The sequence below is a fragment of the Pseudoalteromonas sp. MTN2-4 genome, from assembly GCF_042848605.1.
Taxonomy (GTDB): Bacteria; Pseudomonadota; Gammaproteobacteria; order Enterobacterales; family Alteromonadaceae; genus Pseudoalteromonas.
In genome coordinates, this window is record NZ_BTGK01000004.1 from 163,727 (window position 1) to 180,094 (window position 16,368).

The 16,368-nt window shown below is 38.0% G+C and carries 18 protein-coding genes; 7 read left to right on the forward strand and 11 right to left on the reverse strand.

Translation table 11 applies throughout. The annotated features are described in order from the left end of the window. Positions 1–71: 71 nt before the first annotated feature. The 3 genes from ACGHEH_RS11790 to ACGHEH_RS11800 form a co-directional block, all read right to left on the reverse strand. Positions 72–620: a hypothetical protein gene (locus ACGHEH_RS11790; RefSeq protein ID WP_390445539.1), complete on the reverse strand. Its 549-nt coding sequence runs from the start codon at positions 618–620 to the stop codon at positions 72–74. Next, positions 617–2,893, reverse strand: coding sequence for an LruC domain-containing protein (locus ACGHEH_RS11795; RefSeq protein ID WP_390445541.1), 2,277 nt, complete (start codon positions 2,891–2,893; stop codon positions 617–619). Before ACGHEH_RS11795 ends, ACGHEH_RS11790 begins: the two co-directional genes overlap by 4 nt. Before the next feature lie 129 nt (positions 2,894–3,022). Further along, positions 3,023–3,979: a LysR family transcriptional regulator gene (locus ACGHEH_RS11800; protein WP_390445544.1), complete on the reverse strand. Its 957-nt coding sequence runs from the start codon at positions 3,977–3,979 to the stop codon at positions 3,023–3,025. Between the two features lie 94 nt (positions 3,980–4,073). Between ACGHEH_RS11800 and ACGHEH_RS11805 the strand changes: the two genes are divergently transcribed. The 5 genes from ACGHEH_RS11805 to ACGHEH_RS11825 all read left to right on the forward strand — a co-directional run bounded on the left by ACGHEH_RS11805 (position 4,074) and on the right by ACGHEH_RS11825 (position 8,524). Next, positions 4,074–5,018 (forward strand): sodium-dependent bicarbonate transport family permease, encoded by a 945-nt coding sequence (locus ACGHEH_RS11805; protein ID WP_390445546.1) that lies wholly within the window; start codon positions 4,074–4,076, stop codon positions 5,016–5,018. Positions 5,019–5,170: 152 nt separating this feature from the next. Continuing rightward, positions 5,171–5,335: a hypothetical protein gene (locus tag ACGHEH_RS11810; RefSeq protein WP_390445549.1), complete on the forward strand. Its 165-nt coding sequence runs from the start codon at positions 5,171–5,173 to the stop codon at positions 5,333–5,335. A 42-nt stretch (positions 5,336–5,377) separates the two neighbouring features. Then, positions 5,378–5,707 carry a hypothetical protein gene (locus ACGHEH_RS11815; protein WP_390445552.1) on the forward strand — a complete coding sequence of 110 codons (330 nt, stop codon included), beginning with the start codon at positions 5,378–5,380 and terminating at the stop codon, positions 5,705–5,707. Between the two features lie 46 nt (positions 5,708–5,753). After that, positions 5,754–7,073 carry a methyl-accepting chemotaxis protein gene (locus ACGHEH_RS11820; RefSeq protein WP_390445555.1) on the forward strand — a complete coding sequence of 440 codons (1,320 nt, stop codon included), beginning with the start codon at positions 5,754–5,756 and terminating at the stop codon, positions 7,071–7,073. A gap of 95 nt (positions 7,074–7,168) precedes the next feature. Then, positions 7,169–8,524, forward strand: a complete 1,356-nt coding sequence (locus ACGHEH_RS11825; protein ID WP_349285893.1) for an ATP-binding protein — start codon at positions 7,169–7,171, stop codon at positions 8,522–8,524. Between the two features lie 138 nt (positions 8,525–8,662). On the opposite strand, the gene ACGHEH_RS11830 is transcribed toward ACGHEH_RS11825, so the two are convergent. From ACGHEH_RS11830 to ACGHEH_RS11855, 6 genes are all read right to left on the reverse strand, one after another. Then, complete coding sequence (locus ACGHEH_RS11830; protein ID WP_390445558.1) at positions 8,663–8,809, reverse strand: YtoQ family protein; 147 nt, start codon at positions 8,807–8,809, stop codon at positions 8,663–8,665. Positions 8,810–8,826: 17 nt separating this feature from the next. Then, positions 8,827–9,042, reverse strand: a complete 216-nt coding sequence (locus ACGHEH_RS11835) for a YtoQ family protein (protein WP_390445561.1) — start codon at positions 9,040–9,042, stop codon at positions 8,827–8,829. Further along, entirely contained in the window at positions 9,008–9,244 is a 237-nt protein-coding gene (locus ACGHEH_RS11840) for a DUF2798 domain-containing protein (protein WP_390446020.1), read from the reverse strand. Before ACGHEH_RS11840 ends, ACGHEH_RS11835 begins: the two co-directional genes overlap by 35 nt. Positions 9,245–9,556: 312 nt before the next feature. Then, positions 9,557–10,267, reverse strand: coding sequence for a cytochrome c biogenesis CcdA family protein (locus ACGHEH_RS11845; protein ID WP_390445564.1), 711 nt, complete (start codon positions 10,265–10,267; stop codon positions 9,557–9,559). A 2-nt stretch (positions 10,268–10,269) separates the two neighbouring features. Further along, positions 10,270–10,653 carry a thioredoxin family protein gene (locus ACGHEH_RS11850; protein WP_390445566.1) on the reverse strand — a complete coding sequence of 128 codons (384 nt, stop codon included), beginning with the start codon at positions 10,651–10,653 and terminating at the stop codon, positions 10,270–10,272. A gap of 449 nt (positions 10,654–11,102) precedes the next feature. After that, on the reverse strand, positions 11,103–11,936 hold the full coding sequence (locus ACGHEH_RS11855; RefSeq protein ID WP_390445568.1) for a DUF6279 family lipoprotein: 834 nt from the start codon (positions 11,934–11,936) through the stop codon (positions 11,103–11,105). A 242-nt stretch (positions 11,937–12,178) separates the two neighbouring features. Here ACGHEH_RS11855 and ACGHEH_RS11860 point away from each other — a divergent pair, with 242 nt between their 5' ends. After that, positions 12,179–12,589, forward strand: a complete 411-nt coding sequence (locus tag ACGHEH_RS11860) for a hypothetical protein (RefSeq protein WP_390445571.1) — start codon at positions 12,179–12,181, stop codon at positions 12,587–12,589. 3 nt (positions 12,590–12,592) lie between these two features. Here the strand turns inward: ACGHEH_RS11860 and ACGHEH_RS11865 are convergent, their stop codons facing one another. Continuing rightward, positions 12,593–13,330, reverse strand: a complete 738-nt coding sequence (locus tag ACGHEH_RS11865; RefSeq protein WP_390445572.1) for a substrate-binding periplasmic protein — start codon at positions 13,328–13,330, stop codon at positions 12,593–12,595. 112 nt (positions 13,331–13,442) lie between these two features. On the opposite strand from ACGHEH_RS11865, the gene ACGHEH_RS11870 reads away from it, so the two are divergent. Further along, entirely contained in the window at positions 13,443–15,827 is a 2,385-nt protein-coding gene (locus tag ACGHEH_RS11870) for a putative bifunctional diguanylate cyclase/phosphodiesterase (RefSeq protein ID WP_390445575.1), read from the forward strand. Positions 15,828–15,881: 54 nt separating this feature from the next. On the opposite strand, the gene ACGHEH_RS11875 is transcribed toward ACGHEH_RS11870, so the two are convergent. After that, positions 15,882–16,088 (reverse strand): cold-shock protein, encoded by a 207-nt coding sequence (locus ACGHEH_RS11875; protein ID WP_058029451.1) that lies wholly within the window; start codon positions 16,086–16,088, stop codon positions 15,882–15,884. Between the last annotated feature and the right edge of the window lie 280 nt (positions 16,089–16,368).

Here is a 16,368-nt window from a genome sequence, read left to right on the forward strand (position 1 = left end):
TAAAAAGCTAAATCAAATAAAAGCCATAAAGCTAAACTTGCTTTATGGCTTTTATTTGAGCAATTATCTGGCTAGTAGCGAATTTCAAATTTCTGTTCTGATAGTGTTTCGTCATATTGCCATTGATAACGCAAGGGTTCAGGGTTGTTGTCATAAAGCCAAATCTCCGCGACAAGGGCGATGTCTTGGCGACTTAAAATTACCTTTTGGTTTAGTTCACCCTGACTTATGGGTTTACGAAGAATGCAATTTTGGTAATCAGCTTTACCTGAATCAGCTTTGCTTTGACACACATTTAAATATGCTCTCACGTTACCGGTCGATATCTTGGCGTCTATCAACAAACTTACATCGGTTTTTAAATCAAATGATTTGTCGATGACCAAGTCTGTCATGATGACTTCAGAGCCAGCGTCTGAACTTATGCTGTCTTCTGAATTACCATCTGCATTATCACTTTCTGTTTGTGATGAATCATCAGAGATCGAAGTGTTACTGGTTTGTTGTGATGATGTCGAGCTAGCTGTTGTGTTTGATACATTACTGCCACTTTCACCCCCACCTCCACCGCAGGCGGCTAGGGCAAATAGGCTCGTTAATATGATGAGATACTTGTTCATTGCTCTGCTCCTAGTTGAATGGTGATATTGGTATCTACGGTATTGAACCAAAGAGGTGATGAAGCGCCATTGTTGATAGCAAAATCTGCAAATTTACTGTAAGCGCTATTTATATCGACTCGTTCATGAGGGTGGCGCCAAGGTGAACCTACAGCCAGTGCAAACGGGATACCATTAGCTGTTTGGAAATATATCGATGATGACGGATCACTATTGTCATCTGCTTCGACTGATAACAGAGCAGAATTAAACGCCTCTGTTGGAGCTTGGTTTTTCACATGTATCTCTAACCCACGGTAATTGCCATCGGTAATTACATCACCATGATAATGGTCATCACTGGCGAAAATAAATGGGTCGAGTAGATTTCCGGGGGCATTTTCAGCTGTAATTGCATTAACCAATGGTAAAGTAACAGAGAAGGTCACCTTTTCATTTACATCACAGTTGACATCAGTTCTGAAATACTCACACCCATTTTGCACATTGACATGATCCCAAATGTCTTGAGCTATTATCGCTATGGCATCAGTTCTTCCAGGTTCTATAATGGCTCGATTAACAGCTTGTCCATTGATGAATAAGCTGGCGTTGTCTGTATTTATTTGATTGGTTGAGACGGTTTTAACCGTACCGGTATTTGCATCTTTTTCATAAAGGCGCACGGCAAACCCATTATGGTAAGAAGCACCCACCCCAATAATCTCTCCTTCAATACGGTAGCTGGTTACACCTTCGGATGAGAAATATTTGGTAGTACGATAATGCAGCACTAAATCATTGAAATCAGAGTCATCTAAGTAAGGCCAACGGTCTTCAAAGGCAAGCGTTATCCAGTCATTTTGTCCTGGGTAGCTTTCAGAGCCATAAGTCTCAAATTCATAGTCTTCTACCTCACCACCTTGCACTGCGCCATAAGCCGTGAGTGTTTCTTCTTCTCCGTCAGTGACTCTAAATCTTGCCCATGATGTACCATTGACAGCATCACTGGGGACATCAATTAAAATGCTATTATCACCAGCTGAAAGATTCACTTTATCTATGGCTTTCTCGTCGTCAGAGAAAGTACCATCTTGGTTCCAGTCAAACCAAGCATATAAACTACTTGCTTGTGAGGCATTGACTATAACTTGGGCGGTTAACCCTGCGGCAAAATCAGTCGCAAGAGTTACCCCATCATCAGAGCTGTCTGAGTAATCAATGTTCATATCGGTACTGGTGTTAATATTCTCCCCATCTACGGTTTGGCCGAGATATATTAGATTTTGATTGTCTTGGTTGGGGTCAAAGACATGGCGAGCACCATTGTTATCTAGAGCACTACGATAAGGTAGCGGTGCATCGCCAAAGTCCATTGATTCGTCTGTCACTTCTACTTTGGCAATGGCACATCGAGCACCATCATTCTGCCCAGATTTTGGACCAAGCGTGAAAATTTCTGTGGTGGGGTTATAGCCTGATTTGTCGTCAGGCACATTGGTTAGGTCGACCTTGAAAATATTACCTGAACCATTATTACTAACATAGAAGACGATGTTTTCACTGGTTGTGCCAGTTTCTTCATCATAGACATCTTGAACCCCAAAGTAGGCGGCACCAAAGGCGCCTGTGTCTGAACCAATATCCAAGCGGGTAACAAGCTCAGGGCTGGAACCATCGAGAGATACTTCGAATAAGTCACCATCAGACTCCATCGCATACAACTTGTTGGTAATAGGGTGAAAAGCAAAGTCGTAAACCGTCATGCCCCAGTTTTGGCTGCCAGAAACTCGGGTCGCAGTTAATGGAGCGCTTAAGTTATCACTGATAGGAATTTCATATAAGCCATTGCCTTTGTTGTAGATATAGTAACTAGATGTGCGAGTATCGGGTTCGCCTTCAGCAGGTGCTTCACCCGATACTTTCACATCGCCAACAAAGAAATGAACACCAGATGGCAACCCAGATACTGTAAGTGCAGTTGAGTCATAGTGAGTTGTCTCGCCTTCAACGGTTTGTTCAATACGGACAACTTGTTTACTTTCTTTTCGAAAACCATATAAATATTGGTCTTTAAAGTTAAAGCCAATAGCATTTACACTGGCAGTGTCTTCAGAACCATTTAACCTAAGTGTGCTGGCAATGATATTTGTGCGTCCTGAAGCTAAGTCGATGCCATACATTTTGGCATTGTTGTCTTGCATCAAGAAAGCTTGACTGGGGCAGGTTTCAAAAGGCGCTGCGTTAGCTAAAAATGGCAGCAGCGCAGTTGCAATTATGCATCTTTTAATCATGATAGCACCTTACAGAAGTGATTTTACTTAGAAGATGCAGGATTAGAACCAGTTGTTAAGTATCTGCTTTATATGTTTTTATAAAAATACAGACTATCATTTTTTTTAATCTGCATAGCAATTTGCAAATTATAAATTCTCAAAATGACGAACAATTAGGCCTTCTAGTTCTCCTTGCCACGGTTCACCTAAAACTTGTTCTACAGATGTTTGACAAAAGCTTAAAAACTTCAATGCTGTTTTGGGCATATAACGGTCGTTACGTGCAATAAAATACCAATGATTTACCAAAGGTAACCCATCAACAGGTAAAACGGTTAGGTTGGAGTTATGCAAATCTAATACATGCTGTGACAACATGCCAATCCCCATGCCTGCTGAAATACCAACTTTTATTGCCTCATTACTTGATAGTTGCTGCATGTGCGAAGGAGTTGCGCCTTGGTTTTGCAAAAAGCTATCAAACATCATTCGTGTCGCTGAGCCTTGCTCTCTCAGCAGAAAACGGTTCTCGAGTAATTCTCTGATATCGATGCGTTCATTATGAGCAAGAGGATGTGCGCTATTGGCAACCATCACTAAGGGGTTCACCAGAAAAGGTTCAGCAATTGCATGCTCTAATGAGGGGGGATGACTGAATACATACAAGTCGTCTAAGCCCTGTTCGAAACGTTGTAGAACCTGCTCACGGTTACCTATTTCAAGCGTTATTTCTATTCCTGGAAACCTGATCTGAAAAGGGCCTATTAGCTTAGGCAGTATATATTGTGCGGTGTTTACCATCGCAATCTTTAGGTGACCAGATTGGCCTGCATCTATATCGTCTAGTTGCGAGGTAAATTCATCTAAACATGCGAAAATCTTCTGGCAAGATAAGTACAGAGCATTTCCGGCTTCAGTTAAGACAAATCTCTGTTGTTGAAAAGAATATAATCTATGACCTACTGTTTCTTGCAGTTTTTTAAGCTGAATAGATACAGTAGGTTGGGTTAGATGAAGTTGCCTTGCAGTTTCGCTAATAGAGCCGGTTTGAACTAATGTGATATAGACCCTTAACAAGCGAAATGTCAGATAGCGTTCAATCATATTTATTATTATCTATATATGTATTATTAAACTTTAATTATTATCAATATAAATAGTCTTTTACAATGCTTCGCAGCAATTTAGAGGAGTATTTATGCCTGACATAATCGTCATGTTTTTTATCTTAGGTTTGGTCGCTGGGTTATTAAGATCAGATCTGGCCATTCCGAAAGCCACTTACGATACGTTAAGCTTATTATTAATGCTGACAATTGGTTTAAAAGGCGGAACTGCATTACACGGTAATGTGAGTTGGTCTTTATTACCACAGATGCTGACGGTTGTTGCGCTAGGAGCATTAATCCCGCTGAGTTTATTTCCATTATTAAGAAAATTAGTCGGTCTTTCTGTGGCCAATAGCGCTAGTATCGCTGCGCATTATGGCTCAGTAAGCGCAGGTACATTTGCGGTTGCTTTAGCATATGCCGAAACGAATCAGTTGACAGTAGGCGCTGAGGTGACTTTATATTTAGTGTTGTTAGAATTACCCGCAATTATTGTTGGCTTATTGTTATTTAGAAAACTCTCTCATGACACCTCTACGCAAGTTTCGATGAAAGCGCTTTGGCACGAGGCATTAACGAATAAGAGTGTGATCCTACTTGTAGGCGGTGTATTTATAGGCCTAATGTATGGTGAGCAACAAGGCGCACAAGTAACTGGATTACTAACTTCGAGCTTTAAAGTAGTACTGGCGCTGTTTTTATTAGAAATGGGTATTACAGCGGCGCAAACTTTAAGACCGCTGCCATTTAAGTATTGGAAGCTGGCAATATTTGCATTAACGATCCCGTTTATACTTGGGTCATTAGGTGTGTTTGTTGGCGCAACTTTAGATTTATCTCTAGGTTCTATTGTTGTTTTAGCTAGTATTCTGGCCAGTGCCTCTTATATCGCTGCACCTGCCGCGATAAAAGCATCGATAAAAGAGGCTGACATAGGTTTGGCGATGTTGAGTTCGCTTGGTTTAACTTTTCCACTCAATGTAGTCATAGGCATTGGCGTGTATCATCAAATAGCACAGTGGTATTTATCTTAAAAATAAAAGCTGGCATTGCCAGCTCTAACATCAAAAACTTTCATCAATCAATATTATCCCGCAAAATTTAAGATACCTTCTGTATTCATAAAAACTAAACTATTCATGGGCTGAAATGATAAAGGAAGTGTTTAATACTGAGAGTTATCTAAATGTTCCAGCGTCTAAAGTTACATGTTCAACTTAACTTTGCCTTGAGCTCAGAGCATGATAATTTTGTTGAATATCGTATGAATGTCAGAGACAGTAATTTGTCTGGTCGTATTCAAGCTAACTTGTTAATGGTCAGACTCAATGCTTTGAAGTTTCTTAAATAACAAGATCAGAAGAGTGTTTCTGAGTTTGAATAACGTTTTAACTTGTTAAATAAATTCATCGAGCAGGGGAAAAACCAATTTCAAGATAGAAATAAGCTGACTGTCATCAATGATATAGAAAAAAAAGCTAAAGATTACAACTCTGCATTTACACAAGTTATGAGCTTATTCGAACAGCGAAACCAAGTTGTGCAAAATGACTTAGATGGTAATGGCGCTGAAATGCGAAAGAGCATTACAAAAATCATGGATAGAAGTGCGTCTATTCGAGATACAGATTTACTTCATAAATCTTCAAAATTACAAGAAGCGCTGTTACTTGGACGTTTATATGTAAGCAAATTTCTTATTAATAACTCAGTCGAAGGGTAACCAACGCTCTCTAGACGAGTTCGAAGAAGTTGCAATAGAGGCACAAATGCTTAAATCAGTGCTAACCAATACTCAAGATATAGCCGCTTTTAATGATTTTGAAAGACTTTCTAAAGTTTATGTCGAAGGGATTAAGAAAGTTCAAGATATCATTATTTCAAGAAATAATTTAATTGAAAACTCATTAAATAAAATAGGTCTTGAAATCGCTGAGCAAATTGAAAGGATTAAACTTGCAAGCAAAAGCTGTCAAGATGAGATAGGCCCCCAGCTTCAATCAGATAGTGAATCTGCCATTGTAACAATTATTGTATTTTCATTAATGGTTATAGGTGTAGGTGTGTTCTTAAGCTACTTTATTCCAAATTTAATCAGAAAGCCGATTGGCGGAGAGCCAGTAGAGATGGCTAATATTGTACAAGCTGTTTCTAAAGGTGACTTAACTTACCAATTTAAAAATACCGGTAATGAGACTGGTATATACATAGCGATGCGCGAGATGGTTGATAAATTGAATGCTATGATTGCGCAAGTTATGCAGTCGACAACCCTGGTCACAAGCACTTCAGAAGAACTTAATCAAATCACCACACAATTAAAAATAGGTGCGGAGCAACAAACAGAGCAATTAACACAAACTGCGACAGCAATGAATCAAATGGCTACTACGGTTAATGAAATCACGCAAAGTGCACAAATGGCCGCTGATTCAGCGATGAGTGCTGATAATGATGCAATTTCAGGTAAAAGAGTTGTTCAAGAGGCGCAACAAGCTATGGCTGAGCTCGTTGAAACCATGCTTAATGTAAGCCAAACAATAGAGAACTTAGAAGCAGAAACTGAATCTGTTGGGTCAATATTTGATGTGATCAGGGGCATAGCAGATCAAACTCATTTGCTTGCGCTAAATGCCGCAATTGAGGCTGCGCGTGCTGGTGAGCAGGGCAGAGGGTTTGCAGTTGTAGCTGATGAAGTAAGGTCATTTGCAAGTCGCACTCAACAAAGTACAGAAGAAATACAGGTGATGATTTCTAAGCTACAAAGTGAAGCAAAACGTTCAGTCGATTCTATGCGTGCAAATATGCAAGGTGTAGAGCAAACTGCTGAAAAAACAGCTAATACAGAGCAAGTTTTAGAAACGATCTCTCACTCAGTTGGCACCATTAAAGATATGAATATACAAATTGCTAGTGCATCAGAAGAGCAAAATGTGGTGAGCCAGCAAATCAGTGATAGTGTGCAAAACGTTAATGAGAAAGCGCATGATACGATGGAAGGGGCCGATCAAGCTTCTCAAATTGCACATAACTTATCCAAACTTGCCAGTGAGCTAGATGGGATTGTTAAGCAATTTAGAGTGCGCTAATTATATAAAAAATTAACTATTTAAATGGTTTTTACTCAGCCATAACGCAGTATCTCAACTATGCTTTTGTATATGCATACTTTGAGGTACTGCTAATGATGTATGGTGTCGATAAAATTAATGCTTTCGCGCTAGCCATGTTGAACCAAGCTGAGTTAGACGATTTGCTCTGGTCAATTGCACAAGGTGTTGGCGAAATCATGGAGTTTGATGATTGCGTCATTTATTTGCGTAATGGCGATAAACTTGTGCAAATGGCAGCTTTCGGTATTAAAAACCCCAAAGACAGAGAAATTTTTGAGCGAATAGAAATACCTGTGGGTGAGGGGATTGTTGGTACTGTTGCTTTAACGGGTGAATCCGAAATCGTCTGTGATACCCGAACTGATCCTCGTTACATCAATGATCAATATGATGGTTTGTCTGAGCTTGCTGTACCTGTAGTCTATGAAGGAGAAACCATAGCTGTAATAGACTCTGAATCAAATAAGCCAAACGACTATTCTGAATTTGAACAAGCATTATTACAGGTAATAGCTAACATTGCCTCACCGCGCATAGCATCAGCACAATATCAATTGAAATTGAAGCAAACACAAGTTCGCTTAGAAAGAAGTAACGAAGAGTTAAAACATAGTTTAAATGAACTTGCGAAGAATCAAGCTGCATTGATCCAATCTGAAAAAATGGCCTCTGTGGGTGTGCTATCAGCGGGGATTGCCCATGAGATTAATACCCCTTTGGGCTTTTCGATAAGTAATCTAAACACAGTTTTAAAAGATTTTTTGCCAGAGCTAACCCAAGTAATTCAACGAGTAAAGTCAGATCCAGAACTACCGGTTACGAGCCGAGCCTTACTTTATGACGAAGAGTTTAACTATGTGTTAGATGACTTATCTGCACTGACGCAAGAAACGTTAAATGGCCTCAAATCAGCCAAGCAGATAATGCTAGATTTAAAACGTTTTTCACGGGAAGACTCTGATGTTTTCATTCTCTCAGATATTAATCAAGGCATTGAATCGACATTAAATATTCTACGCAATGAGTTAAAAACAGATTGTGAAGTCACGCTTGATTTACAGCCTTTACCTGAGGTGCCGGTCAATATTGGTAAGCTCAACCAAGTGTTTATGAATCTCATAATGAATGCGAAGCAAGCGATTTCTGAACGAGGAAAAATATCGATTAGCACACAATTTATTGATGACTGGATAGAAATAAAAGTCAGTGATACAGGCTGTGGTATTCCAAGGTCACACCTAAAAGATATTTTCACACCTTTTTACACGACCAAGCCAGTAGGAGAGGGCACCGGACTGGGTTTAGCGATTTGCTATCGGATCATATGCCAAGAGCATAATGGTAAATTGAGCGTTGATTCTGACAATCAAGGTACTGTATTTACAATCCAGTTGCCAGTGAAACACCAAGTTGAGAAGACTGCTTAAATATCTTGGCTAGAGAAATAATACGTATTATAAATTTATGTTTTGCGCGGCATAAACCGCGCGATTACCAAGATGGTTTAATAACCTTTAAGCCAAAGTATATTCAATTAATTGAACAACTTGATCTGTTGTGGTCGCTCAGGCATGTGCAGAGCCATCCACTTCTTTGAGAGGGTGAATAATAGACTCGTCGTGTAAAGTAGTATAAGGCTTTGCTAGTGCAGCACAGAAACCGGCATCAAATGCGGCATTCCATTGTTTATATTTATCGCCAAAGCGGATCACCGCAAGGTCACAGCTTTTTATGGCATTTTAATTCTGATGGCATTAACTTTAGCTGATTTGTGATCACGCCAAAACTGGTTTTCTTCTTCTCCCAAGCAATCGCCCGCTGCGTCACTACTCTCATGGTCGTTATTTGCTGAAATAAATGTCACCGGTAAGTTTTTCGCTTTACAGCCAGTAATAATTTGGTCGCGCCAATCAGTGTGAATTTCGCCAGATAAGTAAATTTTCATGATTGCTCCTCATGTGGTGTCGATTGAATAATACTAAGCTTACCAATTTGTTGACGATGGGGGCGACAAGATTGATGGTTGGAAACGCAACAACAAACGCAAAAGCCCATGCTTTTAACCAAACAAACAGGACATTTTCAATAAAACCAACATTAAAAAGCGTAATGACAAAAGACATAATGCATGACATCAATAGTGCCATAAGAAAAGAGAAAACGAGTTTTTGATAACTAACCTGAACTATGGCTAATAAATTTATCTTCAACGGCCACTTTTAACGCTAACTACGTTGAATTCACTTGTAATAGGCTTGCTATTGACGCGCAAATTCGCCTTGTTATCCCTAAAAGTTTCCGGCTGAAGACTACAACAGTATGTTTCACCTAATAAAAATGTATTTGTAAACTTCTGAACCAAAGTTCAGGTTATCTAAATAGATCATAAATATGCTACCTTTGACGAAAGAAAAAGAAAGCCAAATTTGATTGGCTTTCTTTAATTGAGTATGGATTATCTAAACACCAGTCACCCAAGAAGGTAAATAATTAAGTGAGATTGTTTCAAGTGTTTTATCAAATCCGGTTATGACCATAATAGCCAAAATGAGTAACAGAATTCCTAACAGCTTTTTTAGTTTCTCAACATTACTGAATACGTTCGGTCGAAATTTCTGTAAAACGCTGGTCGAGATAATACTGGTAATGATTAAAGCACTGGCAGTGCCTAAGCCAAATAGAAATAGCACTGAGCTGGCCATCAGTAAGTCTTGACCTAGTGATGCTAGAGCAATGGCAGCGCCAAGTGTTGGCCCAACGCATGGCAGCCACACTAAACCAAGCATCATGCCAATCATAAATTGATTTAAAACACTGTCTTGCTCACTCTGTTGTGTTCGTTGCTCTGGTGTCAGTTTTGTTAATACCAATGATAGCCAACTCGCGACTTTAGGGAGCAGCAAACTGAGACCCATAAGTACTAACATAGTTGCCCCAAACCAACGTAAAACTTCTGGCGATAGGCCAAGGCTAAATAAAATAAATGTTAACACACCACCTGCAAGTGCAAATGCCACGCTTAAACCTAATGCCAATGCAAGTTGACCTGTTTTACCGCTATTTGATGATGAAGCCATCACAATGGGAACAAGGGGCCATACGCATGGTGAGAGTATGCTTAGCACACCAGCCATTAATGCTAATGGCAGAGAGACAAATTCAATACCCATGATTAAAACTTAAATGCGCTATTTAGTTTTTTTTCAATAACATCAAAACGTGTTTCAGCAACCGAATACCAAAACTGCTTGTCACCTTTGTATAAAAGTAGCGTTGATTGCCTTGGGGCTCTAAATTTCTTTACCCACTGCTTATCGTTGTCATAATCAACAACAAGTACATGAAACGGTTTATCTGGGTTTTGCTCATGGTATTGTTGAAAAAGCTTTTGTTGTTTTTTACAAGTTGGGCACCAAGGGGCGTATACATCAATCATGATGACCGCATTTTGCTCTTGTAGTTCTGAAAACACTGCTTCACTAAATGGTTTCTTCTCAAATGCAGAGGCAGTAAATGCCATAAGTAAACTAATAAAACTAGTGAAAATATATTTCATGTTGCTCTCTCTAAAAGACTGATTAATTGCTCTAGTAGAGAGAGAAAGTCTGTTTTTTATTTCAAAAAAACATAAAAATAATTTTAAATTAGGGCGTGTTTATCTTTGAGGTATGAATGTTGTTCAAATCAAAGGCTTTTAATACGCGAAATGAGCTACGCAGCAAAGGTTGCCCCGCATAATGGGTTATATAAGTGGCGAATGACAAAGTAGTGGAAGCCTTTGGTTGAACTCTTCGAGCAGCGCGAGTTGAACATTTATTCGACGTTATCGGCTGACTTACATAGAATAACTATGCGGGGCAACCCTTGCTACGCAGCCTCTGCGGGGCACCCCCTGCCTTGCCTAAATATCCAACTCACTGCTGCAAAAGCACACAACAAAGGTCAACACGCCCTAGGTTTGGTAATAAAATCTACAAACAATTTAAGACTGACTAAAAGGCAAAGTTATTGTGATAACTCTGAAATATCATCAATTAAATCATCAATTTCGCTTAAGAGGTGCTGCTTTTGTTTGTCGGTTAAACTTAGAAAAACCCCATATAAAAAATCTTGGTAGCTTTGACGGTTTTGGTTGTTCAATTTGTTTAGCTCGTCGCTTCGAAATCTTTCGGGGCTTAGTAACAGCGATTTAAGTTTGTCTTGATCTTTACTCTCAGAAACAATATTTAATAACACTGTTTTGAGAGAGGCTTGATAACGTGCTCGATAATCTGACCACAAATGAGATGTAGGCGATTGAGCAAGGTAAAGTGATTTGACCATTTTGTGTTGAGATGAGGTGATGTCACCCAGCCAATTTTCTAGTGAATTCTCTGTGCGAGTAAACCAGCGTTTTTGGCGTTTTTCATCACTGAGTTTTGCTCGCTTCTCTTGTTTTTCTTTTTCTTGCTCTGCGAGTTCTTCGAACAGGTTATTTACTTGTTTTTTAGTTAAATTAGGTGCTAAAGCGACTAGGTCGGGTACAATTTCTGCACGTACAGTATGCCAATGCGCAACGGCTTCATTGTTATGATAAGCAATACGCGCTGGGGTGATGTTTCCTTGTTCGATATCTGTTTTGATTTGTTTTAAATGGGCGATATAAGCAGGCAATTCGTTGCTTCTATGCCAATCAAGCCAAGTTTTTAGGTGCTCATCGAGTAGATCTTCTTGGGCATCGTTTAATGACACATAATTGTCAACATACCAATAAGCTAACCAGTCCGCATTCTTATAAGCAAACTTAGTCGAGCAGCCTGTTAATAGTATGAATAATAAGAGTAAGTAATGCTTTTTCATAAGTTTTCCTTTCTGAGCTTACGTAAATCTACGTTGTTAATTTTGTTTTAGATTACTAACAAGCTTGTGTTGCCATGACTGTATCAGTCGAGGTTTTACTAAACATACTTATTTATTATTTAATGCTCAGACTTCGTGCCGCGAAATTTGTTCACTTTTTTGACCATAAATTGATAAAGTTCAACAAACTCGTGGCTAGATTGGTTATAATGCCGTCAGTTATTAAGGTTTATTTTCGTGATATGGCAATTTCTTCTAAACGTGGACATGGGCGTTTTTCAACAACGCTTTTAGAAAATAATATTATCAGTGCAAAGCTAATTGGCAGCTTCAATGAAAGGGGCTGTTTTAATTATACCGAATCGGTAAAACACATAGTTAATGCATTAAATGGTGAGCCTTTTGCAATGCTGATTGATGATCTAGAACTTGAAGGTGGCACGCCTGAGGCGTATCAAACTTTGCAAGCCTATAATGTTTGGCTCAATACTCAGTCTATTATTGCTAAAGCATTTATCGTCAATGACAGAATGACGAAACATATCATACTGCAGCGTTCACCTGCTTTGCTCGAGCAAAAGATTGCTTTTTTCGAAACTCATGAGGAGGCTGAATCTTGGTTATCTCTGCAGCTATATCAAAAGTGCAGTTAAGTACTATTCTATTAAATAACCATACCTAGCATAAATGGATTTAATTTTTCCGGAGCTCTTTAACTGGCGCAAAGCATGGTTCAGAATCGGGATTAAATGCGCGTGTTGTGGGTGTACCCTCATGGCTACAGGGTATTCTGAAATTTCAAAAACCTTTTTAAAATCCCGATATCTTTCAATATTAGCGATATAATATGCGGCAGTAGCCTCGCCGATTAAAATATATTTGAACCTATTTTTGAAAAGTTGCTCAACTAGCATTTTTTCTGATTTATTGTCTACAGCAATTAATTTATTTTGCCCAAAGTACCTATCAAACACGCCATAGCTATACCCTCTGACTTTACCTATGACTTGTCCATATAATTCAGAGATATGCTTAATTTCTCGAGCTTGATTAGAAACGATGATTTCTTTGGAGGTAGCATAACTTATAGAATATAACCCTTGAATATGTTCGTTCTTTCTCCATATTGGGCTAATGCCGGGCTCAATGTCGACTTTTCCTTGTTCAAAATATAGTTTTCCTCTTGCTACAGAGAGGGGGACGAACTCAAATTCTAGATTAGTTAAAATACTTATTTCACGAAAAATATCAATGAAAATACCTTCTTGGTTCTGTGCTTTTACAAAACTATATGGTGGGTTTGCTTGGTGATACAAAATAACGGAATAAGACCTAGAGGGCGCAGCTTGCACGAACTTGTAAACGAAAATAAGAAGTATAAGTAGCGCTTTCATAGTTGCTCTGTATTAAAGCCTTTATTTTATTTTAGTACTAGAAATAAATTTTTACAGGGAACTGATTAATACTGACTATACTTATATGAGGTCTTGGTTATGAGCGAAAGATATGTCAGATAGCAAAAAAAAAGTTTTGGCTGGCATTTTTATGTTTATTGGCTTTTTAGCTTTGGTAGCAGCTTTTGCGAATACGGTCAGTAAAATCAATGAGGCTACTGACAACCTTTATCAACACCCTTTTATAGTGTCAAATCGTGTTCAAAAGATTAAAACCAATCTACTACAAAGCCAAGTGCTTTTTCATTCGATAGTTGAGTCAGATTTTTATAATGAAAACTTTTCTGTTAATCAGCTAAAGGTCAGGATACAAACTTACAATGCACGAATAGAGGAGGACTTTTCTCAAGTAGAAAAGTATTACCTGGGTAATCCTAATAGTGTTAAATCTATACAACTCAATTTAGAAAAGCTCAATAAAAAATATAATAATTTCTATAACGCCATTGCAATAGAGCATAAAAAAGAGCCTTACGACTTACTTATTGCACAAATAGACCCTCTCTTTTTAATGATGCTTGATGATTTAGAGCAGTTACATGTATTTGCTCAGAATAAAGCGATAGAGTTCAAAAATGCTGCCCACCAAGACTACTTCGAGTCAATTGCCATCTTAGTTTTTATTATTATTTATGTATGTTTACTCGTTGCATATATTTACTTTTTAAATATTTCTCATGTTAAAAGAGCACTTAAGAGCCTTGAACTTCATTACAAGTGGCGTAAGAACATACTCAATTCAACACCTGATGCAATATTGATCATCTCTGAAAACGGAAAAGTAATTGACTGTAATGAGCAAGCTACTCTGTTATTTGGATATACATCAGATGAACTAAAGCAGTTAGAAGTTGAAGCGCTCATTCCTCAAAAGCTCAGAAGGATTCATAAAGAACATAGAAAAGTACATTTAAAGTCATCATTTATAAGGCCTATGAGTAATCTAGATGGGCTAAAAGTTTTGTTAAGAACAGGAAAGGAATTAGATGTCGCAATCAGCTTAAATGAAACTGAAATTAATAATAAAAAGGTTTATATCTCTGCGATACGTGATATTACTCGAGAAGTAAAAATAAGAGATGAGATTGAGTACCAAACCAATTTTGATGTGTTAACTGGGCTTGCTAATCGAAATATGTGCGAGAAACGGTTTGAACAATTAGTTTCAAAAGGTAACGATCAGAACAGTAACCTAGATATCGCTTTGTTTTTCATTGATCTTGATGACTTTAAAAAGGTTAATGATACTTTAGGGCATGACACTGGAGATAAATTGCTTTGTCAAGTTGCAGAGAGGCTGAGTGGTACCGCAGAAAAGCATGGTCTTGTTGGTCGACTAGGGGGAGATGAGTTTATTCTCATTTTAGAGGTTGATAATGATGAAGATAGTGTTAAAAATTTAGCATTTGAAATAGTTAGCGATTTTAAGCGAACATTCTTCATAGATGCGAGTACTTTAAAAATTTCCTGCTCTATTGGTGTTGCCCTGTATCCATGTGATGGAAAGACATATTCTGAGATCCTCAGAAAAGCGGATGCGGCCATGTATCATGCTAAGTCGTTAGGCAAAAACCAGTTTACCTATTATTTTGATTCTCTAACGGTTGGCTTATCAAAATACTTCAAAATAGAAGAAGCCTTTCTTACTGCAAATATAGAGCAAGAGTTTTATATGGTTTTTCAACCGCAAATTGACTTCAGTAATAATGAAGTTATCGGTGCAGAGGCGCTTATTCGTTGGGAAAAAAGAGCGAATGAATTAATACCACCTCAAGAATTTATACCTGTAGCTGAAAATAATGGAAAGATCTTAGAGTTAGGTGAGTTTATTATTCGCGAGTCGTTAAATTTTGCTTTGATGGCTATTAATTTAACTGGAAATAAAAATTTTAAAATATCTATCAATGTATCACCTAAGCAATTGATGGATCACTCTTTACTTGAAAAGCTTATTGAGCATATTGATGATAGAGGATTATCAGCGAGTAATTTAGCGCTTGAGATTACCGAAGGGGTTTTACTTGATAGCTCTTCAAGTACGATTGAAATATTAGAAAAAATTGCTAATGCAAATATTATTCTATCCATGGATGACTTTGGAACAGGTTACTCTTCACTCAGCTACTTAAGAAAGTTTCCGTTTAAGCACGTTAAATTAGATAAGTCTTTTATTGATGACTTGGCAGTTAGTGATAACGCCGAAGCTTTAATCCGATCTTCTATCATGATGGCCCATGCCCTTGATTTAAAAGTAGTCGCAGAAGGTGTAGAAACTAAAGAGCAGTCAGATATATTGGCGTCATTTGGTTGTGATTATGCTCAAGGTTATTATTACAGTAAACCATTGAAAAAAAATGAGTTTAAAACACTTATCCGTGATGCAGATAAATATATATCCAAGATTGAAGATGCAAAAAATAAAAGGCAAAGAAATTAAGGCACAAAAAAAGCAGACACTGTCTGCTTTTTTCAGAGTAATTTAATTAAAAAATTAAAGTACTACGATGTTTTCAGCTTGAGGACCTTTTTGACCTTGAGTTACAGTGAACTCAACTTTTTGGCCTTCAACTAGAGTTTTGAAACCATCGCCAGAAATTGCACTGAAGTGAGCAAATACGTCTGCGCCAGACTCTTGAGCGATGAAACCAAAACCTTTAGATTCGTTGAACCACTTAACTGTACCAGTTACTTTAGACATAATCATATCCTAAAAAAAATATTGTAAAAATGTGCCCGAAGGCGGTATTGCTTGGAAAATAAAACTTGAACTTAAAGCTTCAGGACGAGTATTACGAGTAGTACAACGAAATGTAGATTTTAAATTTAGACTTTCTTTCTAGCTGATGCGCACTTTATAGGCAATGGTTGAGTAAGTCCAGTGATTTCTTAAAAATTTTTCTTGAGTGAATGGTAACTAGACAGTAGCTGGACAGCTCAAAACATCTGAAATATGATAACTGTATTGATATACAGTTGTT

Bases quoted from the DNA above. Each gene is read 5' to 3' on its own strand.
- ACGHEH_RS11850 (WP_390445566.1), bottom strand. From the start codon at position 10,653: ATGAAATATATTTTCACTAGTTTTATTAGTTTACTTATGGCATTTACT.
- ACGHEH_RS11870 (WP_390445575.1), top strand. From the start codon at position 13,443: ATGTCAGATAGCAAAAAAAAAGTTTTGGCTGGCATTTTTATGTTTATT.
- ACGHEH_RS11820 (WP_390445555.1), top strand. From the start codon at position 5,754: ATGCTTAAATCAGTGCTAACCAATACTCAAGATATAGCCGCTTTTAAT.
- ACGHEH_RS11865 (WP_390445572.1), bottom strand. From the start codon at position 13,330: ATGAAAGCGCTACTTATACTTCTTATTTTCGTTTACAAGTTCGTGCAA.
- ACGHEH_RS11835 (WP_390445561.1), bottom strand. From the start codon at position 9,042: ATGAAAATTTACTTATCTGGCGAAATTCACACTGATTGGCGCGACCAA.
- ACGHEH_RS11810 (WP_390445549.1), top strand. From the start codon at position 5,171: ATGTTCCAGCGTCTAAAGTTACATGTTCAACTTAACTTTGCCTTGAGC.
- ACGHEH_RS11795 (WP_390445541.1), bottom strand. From the start codon at position 2,893: ATGATTAAAAGATGCATAATTGCAACTGCGCTGCTGCCATTTTTAGCT.
- ACGHEH_RS11825 (WP_349285893.1), top strand. From the start codon at position 7,169: ATGATGTATGGTGTCGATAAAATTAATGCTTTCGCGCTAGCCATGTTG.
- ACGHEH_RS11840 (WP_390446020.1), bottom strand. From the start codon at position 9,244: ATGGCACTATTGATGTCATGCATTATGTCTTTTGTCATTACGCTTTTT.
- ACGHEH_RS11800 (WP_390445544.1), bottom strand. From the start codon at position 3,979: ATGATTGAACGCTATCTGACATTTCGCTTGTTAAGGGTCTATATCACA.
- ACGHEH_RS11875 (WP_058029451.1), bottom strand. From the start codon at position 16,088: ATGTCTAAAGTAACTGGTACAGTTAAGTGGTTCAACGAATCTAAAGGT.
- ACGHEH_RS11855 (WP_390445568.1), bottom strand. From the start codon at position 11,936: ATGAAAAAGCATTACTTACTCTTATTATTCATACTATTAACAGGCTGC.
- ACGHEH_RS11790 (WP_390445539.1), bottom strand. From the start codon at position 620: ATGAACAAGTATCTCATCATATTAACGAGCCTATTTGCCCTAGCCGCC.
- ACGHEH_RS11860 (WP_390445571.1), top strand. From the start codon at position 12,179: ATGGCAATTTCTTCTAAACGTGGACATGGGCGTTTTTCAACAACGCTT.
- ACGHEH_RS11805 (WP_390445546.1), top strand. From the start codon at position 4,074: ATGCCTGACATAATCGTCATGTTTTTTATCTTAGGTTTGGTCGCTGGG.
- ACGHEH_RS11845 (WP_390445564.1), bottom strand. From the start codon at position 10,267: ATGGGTATTGAATTTGTCTCTCTGCCATTAGCATTAATGGCTGGTGTG.